The organism is Azospirillum thiophilum (assembly GCF_001305595.1).
In the GTDB taxonomy this organism is placed as follows: domain Bacteria; phylum Pseudomonadota; class Alphaproteobacteria; order Azospirillales; family Azospirillaceae; genus Azospirillum; species Azospirillum thiophilum.
This window is the reverse complement of record NZ_CP012401.1, coordinates 16,326-35,216: the sequence shown is the minus strand read 5'-3', so window position 1 is coordinate 35,216 and position 18,891 is coordinate 16,326. Positions and strand designations below refer to the sequence as shown.

The following is an 18,891-nucleotide window of genomic DNA, read 5'->3' as shown; positions in this document are numbered from 1 at the left end:
CTCATGGACTGAAAACGACTGTGGCGCCGAAGCCCGTCTGGACTTGGCGCCACATCGTATCGGAACGTCTGAAGGATGGGCTTTGCCGGACCACGCTGTACCCGTGGTCCACCCGCTCACCAGTGGCGCAGCGGCCCCACGTCGACATGGACGAAGTTGCTGTCGGGGTAATAGCCGACGCCGCCGCCGCGCAGGCCGAGCGCAGCGCGCTGGAGCTGGCGGGTGGACATGTTCGGCACCCGCAGGTCGATGGCCATGCCGCGCATGTGATAGCTGTTCTGGGCGACGCCGCTGTGGTCGGCCTCGCGCAGCATCGCATTGCTCTCCGGCGAGCGGTAGCCGGACACGATCTCGATCGGGCCGCGGCGACCGATCTTGCGGCTCAGCGAATGCACCAGATCCAGCAGCTTCGGGTCGATCGGGTGGACCGTGTTGCTGCGGTGGTCGCGCAGCAAGTGGTTGATCGCCCGCATGGCGTCGCGCACGTAGCGGCCCCTGGACCAGTATTCGGCGCTGACCTTCTCGCCGGTGTGCAGGTTCACCAGGGACAGCACCCGCGGCGGCGCACGCAGGGTGGCAGCCTCCGCCTCCTCCGTGGCGAACAGGGTGCCGCCGGCGGAGGCGGTCGCCGCCGCCAGGCCCAGCCCGGCGCGCAGAAGATGGCGGCGATCGAGATGACGGCGTTCGGTGGCGTGGCTCTCGCCAGCGCCCGGGCGAGCGGTCATGGATGACCGGGCGTCCGTATCCTTCATCATGCTTCCTTCATATCCCGTTGCTCCGGCCCGGCAGGTCCACACTGTCGTTCGGACCCCGTGGACCGGCTGAGGCCAACAGCGCACCCCGGCGAAGGTCGAGGTGCGTTGCGGTGCGTTAATCCGAAAGTGAGACAGTTTTAGGATGTCCGTGGTCTTTTCTGTCAAGAAACCATTGGTTAACCGATGAGGGTTTTTGCCGCGGTCCAGGGATTCCGCCGGCCGGCGCGACGGGTAGGGTGGATGCCGCACCGGAGCCGTTCGCGACCCGTTCGCAACCGGTTCGATTACAGAACGGTAACCGGTGCGACTCGGGGCCGGTCCGGGCGGGGCAGGGTGGAACGGCGGGCGTGTGCAGGCGCGGTCACGGCCGCCTGGACGGCCAAGCTCCTGTTTCCCATACACCAAAGGGTGGCCGTTCCGGCCGGTCGTGCGAAAGCGATAGCCCGGCCATGCCGAACCGCATTCTCCAAAAGAGGCTGCGCAAAAGGAGTTTCCTTCAGCCTTCGGTAAGGAATGAATCGCATGATTGGTGCGATGTAACCATTTCCACGGCGTCAACCTGCCCGTGCCTACAACCTCAATCCCATCCGCTTCGACCGTGTCCTTCTTTCGGCCCGATCAACTGGCCGAGGTGCTGGACCGGCATGCCCGCTGGATCAAGGGTCAGCCGGGCGGCGTGCGGGCCAACCTCGCCATGGCCGACTTGGAGGGGGCGGACCTGTCGCAGCGCGACCTGCGCGGCGCCCGGCTGGTCGGCGCGCGGCTCGCCCGCGGGCGGCTGAACGGCACCAACCTGGCCGGCGCCGACCTGTTCGGGGTCGACCTGCGCGACGCCGACATCAGCCGCGCCAACCTGATGCAGACCGATCTGCGCGGCGCCCGCCTGCGTGCGGCGGACTTCTCCAACGCCAACTTGAAGGGCGCCGACCTGCGCGCCGGCACGCTGGAGCCGGGCGGCAACGCCCGGCGCGGCGGCGGCCCCGACGCCCAGGACGCCGACGGCACCCGCCAGATCCACAAGACGGTGCTCGCCCGCCTGCAGAACGGCACGACGGCGGAGGGCGGCATTCCGACCGACCTGACCGGCGCGGTGCTGCGCGGCGCCAACCTGTCCGAAGCCGACCTGACCGGTGCGATGCTGCAGAACGCCGACCTGTCGGGGGCGGTGCTGACCGGGGCGGACCTGACGGGGGCGCGGCTGAACGGTGCCAACCTGTCGGGGGCGGCGCTGGACGGCACCCGTTTCGACCATGCCGACATGGTCGGCACCCGCATGGCCGATTGCGACCTGTCCGGGACCCGCATCGCCACCGCGCAGATGACCCGGCCGATCGACAGCATGGGATCGGAAATCCAGCGCGCCATCTTCGATCATGAGCGCTGGATCGACAGCGTCGGCCAGCGCGGCCAGCGCGCCGACCTGGACGGTGCCGATCTCAGCCGGGCCGACCTGCGCAACGTCAACCTCAGCGCCGCCTCGCTGCGCGGGGCGAACCTGTCGGCGGCGGCGCTCACCGGCGCGCGGCTGATGATGACCGACCTGTCGGGCGCCAACCTGGAGGGCGCCAACCTGATGGGCGCCGACCTGTCGGGCGCCAATCTCAGCTATGCCGTGCTGACCGGTGCCGACCTGACGCGGGTGCGGCTGGGGCCGGCGGCGATCAAGGATCCGTCGGGCCGGCCGACCGGCCGCTCCTGGGCCGCCAACCTGATGGGCGCCGACCTGCGCGGCAGCCTGCTGGTAGGGACCTGTCTGGTGCAGGCCAACCTGTCCGACGCCAATCTCGACAGTGCCGACATGGATGGTGCCGACCTTGCCGGCGCCAAGCTGCAGCGCGCCACGCTTCCCGGGCGCCCGCCGCGGCGGGGGTAGCGGGCGCCCCCTCGGGCAGCCTTGCGAAGCACCCGTCGCGAAACACCCGTCCTCACGGCAGCCGGATCGTCACCGTCGTGCCGACGCCCGGGCTGCTGTCCAGGCTCAGGCTGCCGCCATGGGCCTCGACGAAGCGGCGGGCGAGCGGCAGGCCCAGCCCGGTTCCGGCCTCCGCCTTGGTCAGATAATTGTGTACCTGGCGGAACGGCTCCATGGCGATCACCATCTCGTCCGCGGTCATGCCGACGCCGGTATCGGTAACGACGATGACGGCCCCCTTGCCGTCCGGCCCGGCGGCGGCATCCACCCGCACCGCGCCGCCGGCGGGCGTGAACTTGATGGCGTTGGACAGGACGTTCAGCACCGCCTGTCGCATGCGGACCCCGTCCGCCAAGACCAGCAGGGACGGCGCGACGGCACCGCCGGTCAGCGTCACGCCCTTGCGCAGTGCCAGCGCCTCCACCAGCCCCAGGCAATCGTTCAGCAGGTCCGCCACCGCCATGCGGGTGGGGAACAGCTCCAGCCGGCCGGCCTCGATCTTCGCCATGTCCAGCAGCTCGTTGACGAGGTCGAGAAGGTGGCGTCCGGACTGGTGGATCGCGGCGATGTATTCGACATGCTTGGGTGGGGAGGCGCCGAAAATGCCGGACATCAGCGCTTCGGCGAAGCCGATGATCGCGTTCAGCGGCGTGCGCAGCTCGTGGCTCATGTTGGCGAGGAACTCGCCCTTGGCGCGGTTGGCGGCTTCGGCATGTTCCTTTTCCGATTCCAGCCGGCGGCGCTGCTCGATCAGAACCGCCTCCCGGGCGCGCCGCACCTCCTCCTCGGCGCTTTGGCGGCGGCGGTAGGAGCGCGACACCAGCAGCGCCAACACCAGCGTCGCGCCACAGGCGCCGGCGGCACCGCCGACCACCGTCAGGCGCAGGGTGTTCAGCCGCTTTTCCACAAGGTCTACCGGCACGCCCAGAGCCACCGTCCAGCCCGTTTCGGGCGAGCGGTGGAAGACGGCATAGACGGAGTCGCCGTCCTTGGTGCGGGCGATGAAAGGACCGGCGGTCATGGATGTCAGATGAGCTTCCAGCGAGGGGGTGATGCGATGGCCGAGAAAGGCGGAGGCGTCGTGGGACCGGGCAGCGATCAGCATGGTCGGATCGATGACCGCCACCGTCCATTCCGGCGGAATCCTGCGGGTTTGCAGCGCGCCGGCCAAGCCCTCGAGCCCCAGTGCCAGCGACACCACATAGCGTACCCGCTCGGTCTGGCTGACCGGGTCGTAGCGGATGATGGGAGCGCGGAGGATCAGGGACGATCGCCCCGGTGGGCCGCCCGGCGGCAGCACGCCGCCGATCACGGGGCGCGCGCTTTCGATCACATGGCGGGTGACGTCGTCCAGCCGGGGCGGAGGCAGCGGCTGGACGCCCAGGGGGTAATGGGTGTGGAAGACGAAGCGGCCGGTGTCGGCGTCGATCAATCCCATCGCCAACCAGCCGGTCTGGCTGTGGGAGGCGGCGGTCGCTCCCTCATACATCAGGCGCAGATCGCCGGCGTTGGGCTGGAGCAGGGAAGCCAGCAGCTCCAGCGGGCGCAGCTGGCTGGCCAGTTCGCGGTCGACCGCCAGCGAGAGCGAACTGGTGATCGATTGCAATTCGTCCTCGGTTTCGGCCTGCTCGCGGACAACGAGCTGCCAGACCAGGACGGCGCCGAACAGCAGCAGGGGCGCGGTCACCGCCAAGCCGACGGCAAGCAGGGAGCTGGTGAAGGTAAGACGCAACCTCTGATACTCCAACCGCGAGAGGGTGCCGGAGTGTTCCGGCCAGGGCGGTATGGGGCGCCGATTCCAGGTGCCGCGGGCCTAGGCCCGGTCTTTCCGCGGTCAGGCGGCGCCGGTCAGCAGCCGGGTCAGCTCCACCGCCGTCTTCACCCGCATCTTCTCGAACACATGGCTGCGGTGGACCTCCACCGTGCGCATGCTGATGCCGAGTTCGTCGGCGATCACCTTGTTCAGGCGGCCGGCGACGACCAGCTCCATCACCTGCCGTTCGCGCTGGGTCAGGGTGGCGAGCCGGGCCGCCAGCCCGGCCTGTCCGGCCTCGCGCTCGCGCTGTTCGGCGTCGAAGGCCAGCGCGGCGATCACCCGGTCGACCAGCTCGTTGTCGTTGAAGGGCTTCTCGACGAAATCGCGGGCACCCTTCTTCAGGGCGTTGACCGCGATGGGGACCTCGCCATGGCCGGTCAGGAAGATCACCGGCATGCGGCAGCCCCTGGACAGCAGCCGGTCGAACAGCTCCAGCCCGCTCATCCCGTCCATGCGGATGTCCAGCAGCAGACAGCCGGCGGTCTCCGGGCGCCACGCCTCCAGGAAGGCTTCGGCCGACGGCCAGCCGGCCACCGGCACGTTGCGCGACTGGAACAGCCAGCCCAGCGCGTCGCGGATCGCCTCGTCGTCGTCGACGATGTGGAGCGTGGTCATTCGGCGGCCTCCGCGGCGTGCTGGATATGGACAGGCAGGGTGAACAGGAAGCGGGTGCCCTCCGGCATTCCCTCCGCTCCGTCGGCGTCCGCCGCCACCGGCTCGAACCACAGCCGGCCGCGGTGATGCTCGACGATGGACCGGCAGATGTTCAGGCCCATTCCCATACCCTCGCGCTTGGTGGTGAAGAAAGGGGAAAACAGCCGCTCGGCGATGTCGGGGGCGATGCCGCAGCCATGGTCGCGGATCTCGGTCAGCAGCACGCCGTCCCCGGCGCGGACGGTGACGGTCAGCCGACGATGGGCGCGCGGGGTGCGGGCCATCGCCTCGATGCCGTTGCGCATCAGGTTCAGCACCACCTGCTGCAACAGGATGCGGTCGCCGGTGACCGGCGGCAGGTCGGCCGGAGCGTCCAGTTCGACCCGCACGCCCAGCCGGGCGGCGTCGCCGCCGGTCAGCCCGACGCAATCCTCCAGCACGCGGGCGAGCGAGCAGGGAACGACGTTGGGGTCGCGCTTGCGGACGAAATCATGGATGCGGCGCACCACCAGCCCGGCGCGCTTGGCCTGCGCCGCCAGCTTCTCCAGCGCCGCCGTCACCTCGTCGGTGTCGAACCGGCCGGAACGCAGCCGGTTCAGGCTGCCGGTGCAGTAGCTGGCGATGGCCGACAAGGGCTGGTTCAGCTCGTGCGCCAGGGTGGAGGCCATCTCGCCCATGGTGATCAGGCGCGAGGTCTGCTGCAGCCGTTCCTGCTGCTGGCGGGCCAACTCCTCCGCATGCTTGCGCTCGGTGATGTCGAGGACCGAGCCCATCCAGCCGGTCTGCCGGCCGTTGGCGTCGATCAGCGGCGCCTCGTAGATCAGCGCGTCGAACCGTTCGCCGTTGGCGCGCCGGAAGCGTAGCTCCAGCCCGGTTTCCGGGGCGCGGCCGGCCAGCACGTCCAGGAAGGCGGCCTCCGCCTGGTCGATCTCCTCCGGCAGCCAATAGGGCATCGGCGGACCGCGTCCGACCAGGGCGTCGGCCTCCAGCCCGACCATCCGGCAGAAGGCCGGGTTGACGTAGGTGATGCGCCCGTCCAGGTCGCGGGCGCGCATGCCGACCGTCAGGCTGTCTTCCATCGCCTTGCGGAAGGCGTGCTCCTCGCGCAGGGCCTCCTCCGCCCGCAGGCGGCCGGCGATGTGGCGGCGCAGCGACCACAGGCTCCACAGCGCCGAACCGGTAAGCGCGAAGATCGCCGCCACCAGCACGGTGCGGGTGACGTTCGAGTCGCTGGGGTAGGCTGTGGCGACCAGCGCCAGCCCGTGGCCGGGCGGGTCGAAGGGGATGACGTGGCTGCGCGACGGATCGGGCGCCGGGCCGTTCCCCGCCTCCGCCGCCGTCCCCGGCACCACCATGCGCGATTTCGCCCCCAGCACCGCGCCGGTGGCGTCGATCACCTCCAGCTGATAACGCTGGGCGAACCACCACGGCACATGGTGGGTCAGCATCGCTTCGAACGAGAAGACGCCGACCAGCGCCCCGGCGAAGACGCCGTCGCGGAAGATCGGGAAGGCGACATCGAAGCCGCGGTCGGTGGCGTCGATCCGGTAGGGGGCGCCATAGGCCCGCAGGCCGGAGAAGCGCGCGATGCGCACCGCGTCGGCGCGGGTCAGCCCGTCGGGCGTCGCGCCGGACGTCCCGTCCGCCGCGACGCCGTCCGCCGGCTGATCGCCGGAACCGGGCAGCGGCGGCTCGGGCAGCGGCGGCTCGGACAGCGCGGCCCGCCCCTGGGCGTCCAGCCACAGCACCCGCTCGATGGCCGGGTTGGTGTTGACCACCAGCCGGGCCATCGCGGCGAACTGCCGCAGGTCGACCCCGGTCCGGCCCAGCGCTTCCGCCAGCCGTTCCAGCTTGTCCTCGTCGGAGGCGAGCTGGAAATGCAGGTTCTGCTCCACCCACAGCGAGTCCTTGATCAGGGCCAGCGACTCCTCGTCGCGCTCGTTGCGTTGCAGCAGCCACAGGAAGGCGCCCAGCAGGACGACGACCAGCACCATCGCCACGATCGGCATGGCGTGCGGCACCGCCCACCCGGTGCGTGCGGCGGGCGGGGCGGCGGACAGGGTCTTGCGGTCGGGGCCGGTCGTGAGGTCGGGCATGGGGCCGGGAATGGGGCTGGAACGAAAGTGGTGGCGGCAGCGATGGCTGTATCGGGCGAAAGTGGGATATGCCGACTCTGCGGATATCCACAATAGCCGCAAACCGTCCGATCATGAACAATGCGGAACAAGTTCAGGGCGGAACATTCCGCCCAACCGATAAACAACACCAGAGGGGGACGCACCTATGAAACTCGTCAAGCTCCTGTGCGCCGCGGCGGTCGGCTGCATGATGTCGGCGCCGCTGGCCCTGTCCACGGCCTGGGCCCAGGACCAGATCGTCATCAAGTTCAGCCACGTCGTCGCGCCGGAGACGCCGAAGGGCAAGGGTGCCGAGAAGTTCAAGGAACTGGCCGAGAAGCTGACCGCCGGCAGGGTCAAGGTCGAGGTCTATCCGAACAGCCAGCTCTACAAGGACAAGGAAGAGCTGGAGGCGCTGCAGCTGGGCGCCGTGCAGATGCTGGCCCCGTCGCTGGCCAAGTTCGGCCCGCTCGGCGCCAAGGAATTCGAGGTCTTCGACCTTCCCTACATCTTCCCGAACAAGGAGGTCCTGCAGCGCGTCACCAAGGGCGAGATCGGCAAGAAGCTGTTCCAGAAGCTGGAAAGCAAGGGCATCATCGGCTTGGCCTATTGGGACAACGGCTTCAAGATCATGAGCGCGAACAAGCCGCTCATCAAGCCGGAGGACGTGAAGGGCCTGAAGTTGCGCATCCAGTCGTCCAAGGTGCTTGACGCCCAGATGCGCGCTCTCGGCGCCCTGCCGCAGGTGATGGCCTTCTCGGAAGTGTACCAGGCGCTGCAGACCGGCGTCGTCGACGGCACGGAAAACCCGCCGTCCAACATGTACACCCAGAAGATGCACGAGGTGCAGAAGAACGCCACCCTGACCGAGCACGGCTATCTCGGCTATGCGGTCATCGTGAACAAGAAGTTCTGGGACGGCCTGCCCGGCGACGTCCGCACCAGCCTGGAAGGGGCGATGAAGGAGGCGACCGACTACGCCAACGACATCGCCCAGCATGAGAACGACGTCTCGCTGGCCCAGATGAAGGCGTCCGGCAAGACCGACTTCCACACCCAGACCAAGGAAGAGCGCGAGGCCTGGATGAAGGCGCTGAAGCCGGTCCACAAGGATGCCGAATCCCGCGTCGGCAAGGACCTGATCGAAGCGATCTACAAGGAAGCCGCCGCCGCCGGCTTCAAGATGTAAGGACCGCAGGTGAGGAGGCGGCGTCTTCCGACCGGAAGGCGCCGCCCGGCCCACCGCCGGCACCATGCCCGTCATCCCCGCGAAGGCGGGGATCCGGATGCTTTCCACCATGGACCATGAGTGTGCAGGCCTGGATCCCCGCCGTCGCGGGGATGACGATCAGGACGTCTCCACCGCTTGCCTCATGCGCGGCGGCGACGCTCCGATGGACCCGACCATCTCCGCCGACCGGGAGATTTCCCCGACATGTTCATGAAAATCCTCGACCGCCTTGAGGAGACGCTGATCGCGTCGCTCATGGCGGGGGCGACGCTCGTCATCTTCGCGGCGGTCGTCCACCGCTATCTCTCCGGCATTCCCGTCATCCAGGACTATGTGCTGCACTGGAACCTCGCCTGGGCGCAGGAGCTGTGCATCTACATGTTCGTGTGGATGGCCAAGTTCGGCGCCGCCTACGGCGTGCGCACCGGCATCCATGTCGGCGTCGACGTCGTCATCAACCGGATGGAGCCCAAGCTGTACGGCAAGTTCGTGCTGTTCGGGCTGGGGGCCGGCGCGTTCTTCACCTTCATCGCCGGGTCGCTGGGCAGCCGGTTCGTCTACCACATCTCGCAGACCGAGCAGGTGTCGGCCGACCTGGAATGGCCGATGTGGATCATCTATCTGGCGGTGCCGCTCGGCTCCTACCTGATGTGCTTCCGCTTCCTCCAGGTCGCCTGGGGCTTCATCCGCAACGGTGAGCTTCCCCGTCACGACCATGCCCATGTCGACGGCATCGACCCGGTCGAAGCCGCCAAGGAAGGAGGCCCGGCATGAACGCCGCCATCATCTTCGGGCTTCTGCTGGCCCTCATGCTCACCGGCATGCCGATCTCGATCTCGCTCGGCCTGACCGTCCTGTCCTTCCTGTTCTTCATGACCACCGTCCCGATCGACGCGGTGGCGCTGAAGCTGTTCACCGGCATCGAGAAGTTCGAGATCATGGCAATCCCGTTCTTCATCCTGGCCGGCAACTTCCTGACCCATGGCGGCGTCGCCCGCCGCATGATCAACTTCGCCACCGCGATGGTCGGCCACTGGCACGGCGGCCTCGGCCTTGCCGGCGTCATGGCCTGCGCCCTGTTCGCGGCGGTGTCGGGTTCCAGCCCGGCGACGGTGGTCGCCATCGGCTCGATCATCCTGCCGGCGATGGTGGCCCAGGGCTTCCCGAAGCATTTCGGCGCCGGCATCGTCACCACCTCGGGCGCGCTGGGCATCCTGATCCCGCCGTCGATCGTGATGGTGATGTACTGCGTCGCCACCACCGGCCATCCGCAGGCGCCCTCCATCGGCCAGATGTTCATCGCCGGCGTGGTGCCGGGGCTGATGCTGGCCCTGTTCCTGGGCTTCACCACCTGGAACCGGGCGCGCCGCTTCGGCTATCCGCGCCTGCCCAAGGCCAGCTTCGCCCAGCGCCTGCATGCCCTGCGCGAGAGCTTCTGGGGCCTGCTGCTGATCGTCGTGGTGATGGGCGGCATCTACAGCGGCATCTTCACCCCGACCGAGGCGGCGGCGATGGCCGCGGTCTACGCCTTCGTCGTCGCCGTCTTCGTCTACAAGGACATGCCGCTCAGCCGGGTGCCCAAGGTGCTGCTGGACAGCGCCAGCATGTCGGCGATGCTGCTCTACATCATCACCAACGCCGTGCTGTTCTCGTTCCTGATGACGTCGGAACAGATCCCGCAGAACATGGCGGCCTGGATCCTCGACCAGAACATGGGCGTCTGGGTCTTCCTGCTGGTGGTGAACATCATCCTGCTGGCCGCCGGCAACTTCATGGAGCCGTCGTCCATCGTCCTGATCATGGCGCCGATCCTGTTCCCGGTCGCCATGAAGCTGGGCATCGACCCGGTGCATTTCGGCATCCTGATCATCGTGAACATGGAAGTCGGCATGTGCCACCCGCCGGTGGGCCTCAACCTGTATGTGGCATCGGGCATCACCAAGATGGGTATCACCGAACTGACGGTCGCGGTGTGGCCGTGGCTGCTGACGATGCTGATCTTCCTCGGCCTCGTCACCTATGTGCCGGCGATCACCCTGTGGTTCCCGCGTCTGCTCGGCTTCATGTAAAGCCGTAAGTCAGGAAGGGGTTTTTCCGTCGGCGACTGGGGCCGCGGCGTCCGGATACCGGGACGCCGCGGCCTTTTGCATGTCCGGCACCGCATTCTTGTGGATTGAAGCCGATGCGCGGCACGGCCTACACTTCGGCCTTCCCGCCGCCAGCCAGACCAGAGGTTAGCCTTGCCGGCCCAGTTCCAGCCCACCGCCTGTCCGCACGACTGCCCCAGCACCTGCGCCCTGGAGGTGGAGCGCCTCGCCCCCGATCGCATCGGCAAGGTGCGCGGGGCGGCGGAGAACAGCTACACCGCCGGCGTCATCTGCGCGAAGGTCAGCCGCTATGCCGAGCGGGTGCATTCCCCCGACCGGCTGAAGACGCCGCTGCTGCGCACCGGCCCCAAGGGATCCGGCCAGTGGGCGGAGATCGGCTGGGACGAGGCGCTGGACCGCATCGCCGACAACTTCCTGGCTGCCGAGCGCACCCACGGCGCCGAAGCGGTCTGGCCCTATTTCTACGCCGGGACCATGGGGCTGGTGCAACGCGGCGCCATCCAGCGGCTGCGCCATGCCAAGGGCTATTCGCGCCAGACCAGCACGGTCTGCGACACGCCGGCCAACATGGGCTGGCTTGCCGGCTATGGCGACATCCGCGGCGCCGACCCGCGCGAGATGGCGGACAGCGACCTCATCGTCAACTGGGGCGGCAACCCGGTGGCGACGCAGGTCAACGTGATGACCCATGTCAGCCGGGCGCGCAAAGGCCGCGGGGCCAAGCTGGTCACCATCGACCCCTACCGCACCGGCACCGCCGAGGTGTCGGACCTGCACCTGATGCTGCGGCCGGGCACCGACGGGGCGCTGGCCTGCGCGGTGATGCATGTGCTGTTCCGCGACGGCCATGCCGACCGCGCCTATCTCGCCCGCATGGCCGGCGACACCGCGGCGCTGGAGGCGCATCTCGCGACCCGCACGCCCGAATGGGCGGCAGGCATCACCGGCCTGACCGTCGCGGAGATCGAGGAATTCGCCCGCCTCTACGGCACAACCGAACGGTCCTACCTGCGCGTCGGCTACGGTCTGTCGCGCGCCCACAACGGCGCGGCCCAGGTCCATGCCGTGTCCTGCCTGCCGGTGGTCACCGGCGCGTGGCAGCACAAGGGGGGCGGGGCGCTCTACTGCTCGTCGGGCATCTACAAGCTCGACAAGACCCTGTCGGAGGGGCTCGACCGCCTCGACACGTCGGTGCGCAGCTTCGACCAGTCGCGCATCGGCGCGGTGCTGACCGGCGACCCGCGCGACCTGACCGGCGGCCCGCCGGTGACGGCGATGCTGATCCAGAACACCAACCCGGTGACGATCTGCCCGGATTCCACCCGAGTCCGCCAGGGCTTCCTGCGCGAGGATCTGTTCGTCGCCGTGCATGAGCAGTTCATGACCGACACGGCGAAGCTGGCCGATCTGGTGATCCCTGCCACCACCTTCCTGGAGCATGACGACATCTACCGCGGCGGCGGCCAGATGCACATCCTGATCGGCCGCAAGGTGATCGAGCCGCAGTTCGAGGCGCGCGAGAATCACTGGGTGATCTCCGAGATCGCGCGGCGCGTCGGCGCCGAGCATCCGGGCTTCGGCATGACCGCGCTGGAGATCGTCGACGCCATGCTGAAGGCGTCGAATCTCGGCGATGCGGCGGCGCTGACGGAACAGCGCTGGATCGACGCCCAGCCCGATTTCGAGACCTCGCATTTCCTCAACGGTTTCGCCCACCCCGGCGGCAAGTTCCGCTTCGCCCCCGACTGGGCGGCGCTCGGTCCCTATGGCGGCATGCCGGAGATGCCGGACCACATGGCCCCCGGCCGCGATGCCGATGCGGACCACCCGTTCCGCCTCGTCACCGCCCCGGCCCGCCAGTTCCTCAACACCTCCTTCACCGAGACCCTGACCGCCCAGCGGCGCGAGGGCCGGCCGACCGCGCTGCTCCATCCCGACGACGCGGCGGAGCTGGATCTGGCCGACGGTGCGCCGGTCCGCCTCGGCAACCCGCAGGGCAGCGTGGTGGTCCATGCGAAGCCCTTCGCCGGTGTGCCGCGCGGCGTGGTGATCGTCGAGGGCATCTGGCCCAACAGCGCCTTCGTCGAGGGCATGGGCATCAACAGCCTGACCTCGCCGGAGCCGGTGCCGCCGGCCGGCGGCGCGGCGTTCCATGATACCGCGGTGTGGATGCGGGCGGCTTAGTTTCGCAACGTCAGCCCCCCACCCCAACCCTCCCCCGCTGGGCGGGGGAGGGGGCAAGTGCTTGTTTGGAAAAGCGACGGCAGTCCCTCCCCCGCCCAGCGGGGGAGGTTAGGTGGGGGCACCGTCAGCCGGCAATTCCCCACCCCCACATCCCACCCCTGCCAACGCCCGCCGTGCAGCGTGCGCCCATCTCTGCTATGGCTGTGCCCCCAATCAGAAATCGCGCAGCACCGCCATGACCGAGCCCGCCGCCTTCCTCAACGTCGCCAACTCCCTGTCCGGCAAGCGCTGGCAGGCGCGGCCCTGCGACGAGCGGCAGGCCCAGGCGCTGACCCAGGGCCGCGGACTGCCGGAGATCGTCGGCCGGGTGCTGGCCGCTCGCGGCGTCACCGAGGAGAGCTGCGAGACCTTCCTCAACCCGACGCTGAAGGCGCTGCTGCCAGACCCCTCGCGCTTCCGCGACATGGATCCGGCGGCCGAGCGCATCGCGCGGGCGATCCGCGACGGCGAGGCGGTCGCGGTGTTCGGTGACTACGACGTCGACGGCGCCACCTCCGCCGCGCTGCTGCGCCGCTTCTTCCGCGCGCTCGGCACCGACATCCGCGTCTATGTGCCCGACCGCATCAAGGAGGGCTACGGCCCCAATGCCGCGGCGCTGCTGCGGCTGAAGGGGGAGGGGGTGCGGCTGGTGGTGACGGTCGATTGCGGCGTCTCCGCCTTTGCGGCGCTGGAGGCGGCGGCCGATGCCGGGCTGGAGGTGGTGGTGCTCGACCACCATGCCGCCGAGCCGCGCCTGCCGCCGGCCGTGGCGCTGGTCAACCCCAACCGGCTGGACGAGGACGGTGCCTACCGCACGCTCTGCGCCGCCGGGGTCACCTTCCTCACCATCGTCGCCGTCAACCGCACCCTGCGCCGGTCCGGCTTCTACCGCGACCGGGCCGAGCCGAACCTGATGGAGTGGCTCGACCTCGTGGCGCTCGGCACGGTGTGCGACGTGGTGCCGCTGACCGGGCTGAACCGCGCGTTGGTGGCGCAGGGGCTGAAGGTGATGGCGCGTCGCGCCAACCCCGGCCTTGCCGCCCTGTCCGACGTGGCGGGGGTGAAGGAGAAGCCCGACGCCTACCATGCCGGCTATGTTCTCGGCCCTCGCGTGAATGCCGGCGGCCGGGTCGGCGCGTCCGACCTCGGCGCCCGCCTGCTGTCGACCGACGACCCCATCGAGGCGATGGAGCTTGCCCAGCGGCTGGAGGCCCACAATGCCGAGCGCCGCACCGTCGAGCAGGTGGTGCTGGACGAGGCGCTGGAGCGCGTCGCCGCCCAGGCGGGGCGCGACACAGATCTGGTCTTCGTCGCCGGCGAGGGCTGGCACCCCGGCGTCATCGGCATTGTCGCCGCCCGCCTGAAGGAGCGCTACAGCCGCCCGGCCTGCGTGGTGGCGCTGGAGCAGGCGGCCGACGGCAGTGTCATCGGCAAGGCGTCGGGCCGCTCCGTCCGTGGTGTCGACCTGGGGGCCGCGGTGATCGCCGCCCGGCAGGAGGGGCTGCTGCTGGCCGGCGGCGGCCACCGCATGGCGGCCGGCTTCACCGTTGCCGGCGACAAGCTCGACGCGCTGCGCGACTTCCTGCACGGCCGCATCTCCGAACAGGTCGCCGCCGTGCCGCTGGTACCGACGCTGGAACTGGACGGTGCGCTGTCGGTCGGCGGGGCCAGCGTCGGGCTGGTGACGATGCTGGACAAGCTCGGCCCCTACGGCACCGGCAATTCCGAACCGCGCTTCGCCATCGCCGACGCCCGGGTGGTGCGGGCCGACGTGGTGGGCGCCAACCATGTGCGCTGCATCCTCCAGGGCAACGACGGCGCCCGGCTGAAGGCCATCGCCTTCCGCGCGCTGGACAACGACATGGGCCAGGCCCTGTTGAACGGCCGCGGCGCGCCCTTCCACCTGGCCGGCGTGCTGCGCATCGACCGCTGGAACGGCGCGGAAGGCGTGCAGTTGCTGATCGACGATGCCGCCCCGGCGCGGTCGGCCTAGGGTTTTGCCGAGGATTCCCAAGGGCTTGGGCCGGACGTCGGCGAAAAATATCGGGGCATGCAAAAAAGCGCTTGCGCTCCCCGGCTCCGATCTTTAGAAAGCGCGTCACCGCGAACGACGTCCCCGTCGTCTAGAGGCCTAGGACACCGCCCTTTCACGGCGGCGACACGGGTTCGACTCCCGTCGGGGACGCCACCTTCTCCAAGGTGCGCGACAAGCTCAGAGGCCCGGCTGCAAAGCCGGGCCTTTTGCATTTCGACCAGTTTGCTCTCTCCGGCCGCAGCGGAGCTGACCGTCATGAACGCCTCCGATCCCGCCATCCCCCTCAGCGTCGCCCCGATGATGGATTGGACAGACCGGCACTGCCGGTATTTCCACCGTCTGCTGTCGCGCTCGACGCTGCTCTACACCGAGATGGTGACCACCGGCGCCGTGCTGCATGGCGACCGCGAGCGGCTGCTGGGATTCGATGCGACGGAACATCCAGTGGCGCTCCAGCTCGGCGGCTCCGACCCGGCCGACCTCGCCGCCTGCGCCCGCATCGCCGAGGAGTGGGGATACGGCGAGGTGAACCTCAATGTCGGCTGTCCCAGCGACCGGGTGCAGTCCGGCCGGTTCGGCGCCTGCCTGATGGCGGAGCCCGATCTGGTGGCGCGGCTGGTCGGCGCGATGCGGGAGGCGGTGTCGATCCCCGTCACCGTCAAGTCGCGCATTGCCATCGACGAGATGGAGGAGTGGCCGACGCTCGACCATTTCATCCGCACCGTCTCGGCCGCCGGCTGTACCCATTTCATCGTGCATGCGCGCAAGGCGTGGCTGAAGGGGCTCAGCCCCAAGGAGAACCGCGACATTCCGCCGCTGCGCTACGACCTTGTCCACCGGCTGAAGGCCGAGCACCCGCACCTGAGCATCGCCGTCAATGGCGGCATCCGGACGCTGGACGAGGCGGCGGAGCATCTGGCCACGCTCGACAGCGTGATGATCGGCCGCGCCGCCTACGAGACGCCCTATATCCTGGCCGATGCCGACCGCCGCCTGATGGGCGGGGAGGCCGGTCCTGACCGCCATGCGGTGATCGGCGCCATGCTGTCCTACATCGAGGCGCGCATGGCGCTGGGCACGCCGCTGTCGTCCATCACCCGACACATGCTGGGCCTGTTCCAGGGATTGCCCGGTGTCCGCGCCTACCGCCGCCACATCGCCGAGAATGCCCACCGCCCGGGCGCCGGCCCGGAGGTGCTGGAACGGGCGGCCTCCCTGGTGCGCCGCCGCGGCGCTGGCGAGGCGGTGGAGGAGGCCGCTTGACGCGGGCTTGCGCCCGGATGGAACAGTGAACAGGGGCCGGAAAACTGTTTCACGGCGTTTCAAACGTTCCATCCCTGTCCATTAGACCGTCTCCCTTGGCCGTCCTGATGAGAAGGCGCGGTCCTCTGGGAGGCGTTCGCGATGTGGTGGATCGGGTCGTCCCGGAGGCTTCTCGCCCACCCCCGCGTTACCGCTTGCCGCGCCCTCACCCCGGCGTGCTATACAGGGGCAACTTCGAAAGCGCCCAAGACGACGATGCTTCCTCGCCCGTACCGCCTGCCGCTGACGGCCATCCTCCTGTCCGCCGCCCTGTCCGCCTGCTCCTCCACCAAGGAGGACGCGTATGTCGAACGCCCGGCCGACCAGCTTCTGTCGGAAGCCGACGCGGCAATGCGCGAGGAGGCCTTCAAGAGGGCGGCCAAGCTCTACGACGAGGTGGAGCGCCAGCACCCCTATTCGGAGTCGGCCAGCAAGGCACAGCTGCTCGCCGCCTATGCCCACTATCAGGATCTGAAGTATGACGACGCCATCCTGGCGCTCGACCGCTTCATCCAGCTTCATCCGGGCAGCCCGGATGTCGACTACGCCTACTACATGCGGGCGCTGTGCTATTACGAGCAGATCACCGACGTGCGCCGCGACCAGCGGATGACCCGGCAGGCGCTCGACGCGCTGTCGGAGGTGGTTCGCCGCTTCCCCGAAAGCCAGTATGCCCGCGACGCGAAGCTGAAGATCGACCTGACCAACGATCACCTTGCCGGCAAGGAGATGGAGGTCGGGCGCTTCTACCTGCGTCAGAAACAATATACCGCCGCGATCAACCGCTTCCGCGTCGTCGTTGAAAATTACCAGACCACGTCCCATGTGGCGGAGGCGCTTCACCGCCTGGTGGAGTGCTATCTGGCGCTGGGCGTGGCCGACGAGGCGAAGGCCGCCGCGGCAGTGCTCGGCCACAACTTCCCCGGCAGCGAATGGTACACGGACAGCTACGCACTGCTGGTGGACGCCAACCTGCGTCCCGAGCGAAACGAGAAGTCGTGGATCAGCAAAGCCTGGAACTCCCTGTTCTAGGCCGTTCCATGCTGGTGTCGCTGACGATCCGGGACGTCGTCCTGATCGAGCGGCTCAGCCTGTCCTTCCGCAAGGGCCTGTGTGCCCTGACCGGCGAGACCGGTGCCGGCAAGTCGATCCTGCTGGATGCGCTCGGGCTGGCGCTCGGTGCCCGCGCCGATTCCGGGCTGGTGCGCCACGGCGCCGATCAGGCCTCGGTCACCGCGGAATTCGAGCTGTCCGGCGACCATCCGGCCTTCGCCATCCTGAAGGAACAGGGGCTGGCCTCCGACAGCGGGGGCGGCTCGGGTGACGGGACGCTGGTGATCCGCCGCACCGTCAACACCGACGGCCGCAGCCGCGCCTGGGTCAACGACCAGCCGGTCGGCGTCGGCCTGCTGAAGACGCTGGGCGCCGAACTGGTCGAGGTGCATGGCCAGTTCGACACCCATGGCCTGCTGAACCCGCAGACCCACCGCGGCGTGCTCGACGCCTATGCCGGGCTGGCGGCCCGGGCGGCGCAGGTCGCCGCCGCCCACCGGGCCTGGCGGCAGGTCGAGGATGCGCGCCACTCCGCCGCCGCCGACATCGCCCGCGCCCGCTCGGAGGAGGAATATCTCCGCCATGCGGTGGCCGAGCTGGATGCGCTAGCCCCCAAGGCCGGCGAGGAGGAGGAACTGTCGGAGACCCGCGCGGTGCTGATGCACCGGGAAAAGCTGGTCGACGGCATGAACGCCGCCTATGCCGAACTGTCGGGCGACCGTGGCGTCGAACGCGCGCTGTCCTCGGCCATCCGCACGCTGAGCCGCATCGCCGACAAGGCCGGCGGCACGCTGGATCCGGTGATCGCCGCGCTCGACCGTGCCGCGACCGAGGCGGGGGAGGCGATCGCCGCCCTGCAGTCGGCATCCAGCGGCGTCGACATGGACCCGCGCGCCCTGGAAAAGCTGGAGGAGCGCCTGTTCGCCCTGCGTGCCGCCGCCCGCAAGCATGGCGTGGCCGTCGATGCGCTGGCGCGTCTTCGCGACGAGATGGCCGGCCGCCTGCTGCTGATCGAGGATCAGGGCGACCTGCTGGCGAAGCTGGCGAAGGAGGCCGAACTGGCCCGCGCCGCCTTCCACAAGGCCGCCGAGGCGCTGGGGACATCCCGCCGCGAGGCCGCCGGCCGGCTCGACATCTCGGTGGCGGCCGAACTCGCGCCGCTGAAGATGGAAAAGGCCAAGTTCCGTACCCTGGTCGAACCGCTCGACGAATCGGAGTGGAGCGCGGCTGGCGTCGACCGAGTCGCCTTCCAGGTGGCGACCAATCCCGGCTCGCCGGCCGGCGCCTTGAACAAGATCGCGTCCGGCGGCGAGCTGGCCCGCTTCATGCTGGCCCTGAAGGTGGTGCTGGCCCAGACCTCCACCGTCGGCACGCTGGTGTTCGACGAGGTCGACACCGGCATCGGCGGTGCCGTCGCCGCTGCGGTGGGCGAGCGTCTGGAGACGCTTGGCCACGGCCTGCAGGTGCTGGTCGTCACCCACAGCCCGCAGGTCGCGGCGCGCGGTGCCGTGCATCTGAAGGTGCAGAAGTCGCAGACGGGTGAGCAGGTCACCACCGGCGTCACTGAACTGGACGGCGACGAGCGGCGCGAGGAGATCGCCCGCATGCTGTCCGGCGCCACCGTCACGGCGGAAGCCCGCGCCGCTGCCGACAGCCTGATCGCCGGCCGCGGCTGACCGTCAACC

General features: G+C 69.2%; 13 protein-coding genes and 1 tRNA gene. 10 read left to right on the top strand and 4 right to left on the bottom strand.

Annotated elements, in window-relative coordinates; all coding sequences use genetic code 11:
* Window positions 1-116: 116 nt before the first annotated feature.
* On the bottom strand, window positions 117-725 hold the full coding sequence (gene mepK / locus AL072_RS00140; RefSeq protein ID WP_045582656.1) for a peptidoglycan L,D-endopeptidase MepK: 609 nt from the start codon (window positions 723-725) through the stop codon (window positions 117-119).
* 628 nt (window positions 726-1,353) lie between these two features.
* Between mepK and AL072_RS00135 the strand changes: the two genes are divergently transcribed.
* Window positions 1,354-2,628 (top strand): pentapeptide repeat-containing protein, encoded by a 1,275-nt coding sequence (locus AL072_RS00135; RefSeq protein WP_045582014.1) that lies wholly within the window; start codon window positions 1,354-1,356, stop codon window positions 2,626-2,628.
* 52 nt (window positions 2,629-2,680) lie between these two features.
* Here the strand turns inward: AL072_RS00135 and AL072_RS00130 are convergent, their stop codons facing one another.
* From AL072_RS00130 to AL072_RS00120, 3 genes are all read right to left on the bottom strand, one after another.
* On the bottom strand, window positions 2,681-4,399 hold the full coding sequence (locus AL072_RS00130) for a sensor histidine kinase (RefSeq protein ID WP_045582015.1): 1,719 nt from the start codon (window positions 4,397-4,399) through the stop codon (window positions 2,681-2,683).
* A gap of 102 nt (window positions 4,400-4,501) precedes the next feature.
* Window positions 4,502-5,098, bottom strand: a complete 597-nt coding sequence (locus AL072_RS00125; protein ID WP_045582016.1) for a response regulator transcription factor — start codon at window positions 5,096-5,098, stop codon at window positions 4,502-4,504.
* Window positions 5,095-7,233, bottom strand: a complete 2,139-nt coding sequence (locus AL072_RS00120) for a sensor histidine kinase (protein WP_045582017.1) — start codon at window positions 7,231-7,233, stop codon at window positions 5,095-5,097. Before AL072_RS00120 ends, AL072_RS00125 begins: the two co-directional genes overlap by 4 nt.
* Before the next feature lie 187 nt (window positions 7,234-7,420).
* Between AL072_RS00120 and AL072_RS00115 the strand changes: the two genes are divergently transcribed.
* From AL072_RS00115 to recN, 9 genes are all read left to right on the top strand, one after another.
* Window positions 7,421-8,443 (top strand): TRAP transporter substrate-binding protein, encoded by a 1,023-nt coding sequence (locus AL072_RS00115; RefSeq protein ID WP_045582018.1) that lies wholly within the window; start codon window positions 7,421-7,423, stop codon window positions 8,441-8,443.
* A 246-nt stretch (window positions 8,444-8,689) separates the two neighbouring features.
* Window positions 8,690-9,259: a TRAP transporter small permease gene (locus AL072_RS00105; protein ID WP_200909762.1), complete on the top strand. Its 570-nt coding sequence runs from the start codon at window positions 8,690-8,692 to the stop codon at window positions 9,257-9,259.
* Complete coding sequence (locus AL072_RS00100; RefSeq protein ID WP_045582020.1) at window positions 9,256-10,554, top strand: TRAP transporter large permease; 1,299 nt, start codon at window positions 9,256-9,258, stop codon at window positions 10,552-10,554. Before AL072_RS00105 ends, AL072_RS00100 begins: the two co-directional genes overlap by 4 nt.
* A gap of 171 nt (window positions 10,555-10,725) precedes the next feature.
* Entirely contained in the window at window positions 10,726-12,777 is a 2,052-nt protein-coding gene (locus AL072_RS00095; protein WP_045582021.1) for a molybdopterin oxidoreductase family protein, read from the top strand.
* 235 nt (window positions 12,778-13,012) lie between these two features.
* A complete protein-coding gene (recJ, locus tag AL072_RS00090; RefSeq protein WP_045582022.1) occupies window positions 13,013-14,809 on the top strand; it encodes a single-stranded-DNA-specific exonuclease RecJ in 1,797 nt (598 codons plus the stop codon).
* A gap of 119 nt (window positions 14,810-14,928) precedes the next feature.
* Window positions 14,929-15,004, top strand: a tRNA-Glu gene (locus AL072_RS00085).
* Between the two features lie 102 nt (window positions 15,005-15,106).
* Window positions 15,107-16,114: a tRNA dihydrouridine(20/20a) synthase DusA gene (dusA, locus tag AL072_RS00080; RefSeq protein ID WP_045582023.1), complete on the top strand. Its 1,008-nt coding sequence runs from the start codon at window positions 15,107-15,109 to the stop codon at window positions 16,112-16,114.
* Window positions 16,115-16,369: 255 nt separating this feature from the next.
* Window positions 16,370-17,185 (top strand): outer membrane protein assembly factor BamD, encoded by an 816-nt coding sequence (locus AL072_RS00075; RefSeq protein WP_045582024.1) that lies wholly within the window; start codon window positions 16,370-16,372, stop codon window positions 17,183-17,185.
* Window positions 17,186-17,193: 8 nt separating this feature from the next.
* Window positions 17,194-18,882 carry a DNA repair protein RecN gene (gene recN, locus AL072_RS00070; protein WP_045582025.1) on the top strand — a complete coding sequence of 563 codons (1,689 nt, stop codon included), beginning with the start codon at window positions 17,194-17,196 and terminating at the stop codon, window positions 18,880-18,882.
* Window positions 18,883-18,891 lie beyond the last annotated feature (9 nt).